The sequence below is a fragment of the Parvibaculum sp. genome (assembly GCF_035511255.1).
GTDB lineage: Bacteria > Pseudomonadota > Alphaproteobacteria > Parvibaculales > Parvibaculaceae > Parvibaculum.
Genome location: NZ_DATKFR010000306.1, coordinates 1 through 2,416, shown reverse-complemented (window position 1 = coordinate 2,416; position 2,416 = coordinate 1). Strand labels below are relative to the sequence as shown.

The following is a 2,416-nucleotide window of genomic DNA, read 5'->3' as shown; positions in this document are numbered from 1 at the left end:
CATCACCGTCGTGACGGTCGGAACGCCGATGGTGATCGAGCAGATCAAGGCGCAGCTCGACAGGCTGGTGCCGGTGCACAAGGTCGTCGACCTCACCGTCGAGACCAAGGCCGTCGAGCGCGAAATGGCGCTCATCAAGGTGTCGGGCTCGGGTGAGAAGCGCGTCGAGGCGCTGCGGCTCTCCGATGCCTTCCGCGCCCGCGTGATCGATACGACGCATAATTCCTTCGTGTTCGAAGTCACGGGCGCGCCGGACAAGATCGATGCCTTCATCGGGCTGATGAGGCCCCTGGGGCTGGTGGATGTTTCGCGAACAGGTGTCGTCGCCATAGCGCGCGGCCCGGAAGCGATGTGACGGATTAAAACGAAAGTCGAAAAGGACGAGAGCCATGCGCGTTTATTATGACCGCGACGCAGACGTGAACCTGATCAAGGGCAAGAAAGTCGCCATCATCGGCTATGGCAGCCAGGGCCATGCCCATGCGCTCAACCTGCGCGACAGCGGCGTGAAGGAAGTGGCCGTCGCGCTGCGCGAAGGTTCCGCCACCGCGAAGAAGGCGGAAGGCGAGGGGCTCAAGGTTCTCTCCGTCGCCGACGCGGCGAAGTGGGCCGATGTCCTCATGATGCTGACGCCGGACGAACTTCAGGGCGACATCTACAAGGATCATCTGCACGCCAACATGAAGCCGGGCGCGGCGCTTCTCTTCGCGCATGGCCTCAACATCCATTTCAACCTGATCGAACCGCGCGCCGACATCGACGTGCTGATGGTCGCGCCGAAGGGCCCCGGCCACACGGTGCGCTCGGAATACAAGCGCGGCGGCGGCGTGCCTTGCCTGATCGCGATCCATCAGGATGCGAGCGGCAACGCCCATGACGTCGGCCTCTCCTATGCGTCGGCCATCGGCGGCGGCCGCGCCGGCATCATCGAGACGACGTTCCAGGAAGAGTGCGAGACGGACCTTTTCGGCGAGCAGGTCGTGCTCTGCGGCGGTCTGGTCGAGCTCATCCGCGCCGGTTTCGAAACGCTGGTCGAAGCGGGCTATGCCCCCGAAATGGCCTATTTCGAATGCCTCCACGAGGTGAAGCTGATCGTCGACCTCATCTATGAGGGCGGCATCGCGAACATGAACTACTCGGTGTCGAACACGGCCGAATACGGCGAATACGTCACGGGCCCGCGCATCATCACGCCGGAAACCAAGGCCGAGATGAAGCGCGTTCTGAACGACATCCAGACCGGCAAGTTCACGCGCGACTGGATGCTCGAGAACAAGGTCAACCAGACGAGCTTCAAGGCCATCCGCGCCCGCAACGCCGCGCACCCGATCGAAGAGGTCGGCCAGCGTCTGCGCGCCATGATGCCGTGGATTGCCGCCAACAAACTCGTAGACAAGGACAAGAACTGACGCGATCCACGCGAACAGCCCAAACTTTCTGAAGGGCCCTCCGCGGAGATCGCGGGGGGCCCTTTCTCTTTGGGGCGTTCGACTTAATTCAGACATGTCGCTTCGATATGAGTTCAAGGCGACGAAGCCCATGGAGAGGTCCATGCCTCCAGCACGCACGCAATACGGCGCCGCCATCGCCTTCCTGCATACGACGCCCGTCCATATCGAAACCTTCGACGCCCTCGGCCGGGAGATCGCCCCGCACCTGAAGCTGAAGCATGCGGTGCGTGAAGACCTGCTCGCCGCCGCCGAAAAAGCGGGCCGCGTGACGCCCGCGCTCGATCTCAAGACGCGCGAAGCGCTGGCGGCGCTGGCCGAAGGCGGCGCGAGCGTCGTCGTCTGCACCTGCTCGACGCTGGGCGCTTCCGCCGAGGCGGCGAATGACGATGCGGCCGTTCCGATCCTCAGGATCGACCGGCCGATGGCCGACCTCGCCGTACTGCAAGGCCACCGCATCGGCATCGCCGCCTGCGTACCCGCGACGGTCGCCAATACCGAGGCGCTGATCGCCGAATCCGCGAATGCCGTCGGCCGCGACTTCGAGCTCGAGACCTTTCTCTTCGACGACATCTGGATTTCGTTCCGGGAGGGTCGGCTCGACGACTATTATCAGGGGATTGCGTCGCGCATTGCCGATGTGGCGAAGGGCGTCGATGTGCTGGTCCTGGCGCAAGCCTCGATGGCGCCGGCCGCGGCTCTGTGCCAGAACCTGCCCGTCCCGGTCCTGTCGAGCCCCCGGATCGGCTTCGAAGCGGCGGCGAGGCTGGCGCGCGAGGGTGGAGCGATGCGGCGAAATGCTCGTTGACAGGACTTGCGAATGATTATCAAATACCGACGAACTCAACCCGGGTCACGCGAGACACATAAGAAGATGAGCAAATTTCTGGCGACGGTCGCTGCCGCGACCGCGATTTTTGTCGTGGCTTCAGGCATGACGAGCGGGGCGCGCGCCGAAGAGCCCGCAA

General features: G+C 63.7%; 2 protein-coding genes and 1 pseudogene. All 3 read left to right on the top strand.

Annotated elements, in window-relative coordinates:
• A partial coding sequence (ilvN, locus tag VMR03_RS12180; RefSeq protein WP_325405570.1) for an acetolactate synthase small subunit occupies positions 1 to 355 on the top strand: 355 nt, incomplete at its 5' end.
• 22 nt (positions 356 to 377) lie between these two features.
• Positions 378 to 1,409: pseudogene (gene ilvC, locus VMR03_RS12175) on the top strand (ketol-acid reductoisomerase); the annotation flags it as partial.
• Between the two features lie 142 nt (positions 1,410 to 1,551).
• The gene (locus tag VMR03_RS12170; protein ID WP_325405568.1) at positions 1,552 to 2,256 is read left to right on the top strand and encodes an aspartate/glutamate racemase family protein; all 705 of its coding nucleotides are present in this window, start codon (positions 1,552 to 1,554) and stop codon (positions 2,254 to 2,256) included.
• Positions 2,257 to 2,416 lie beyond the last annotated feature (160 nt).

Coding starts and splice junctions, on each gene's coding strand:
- VMR03_RS12170 (WP_325405568.1), top strand. CDS start 1,552: ATGCCTCCAGCACGCACGCAATACGGCGCCGCCATCGCCTTCCTGCAT.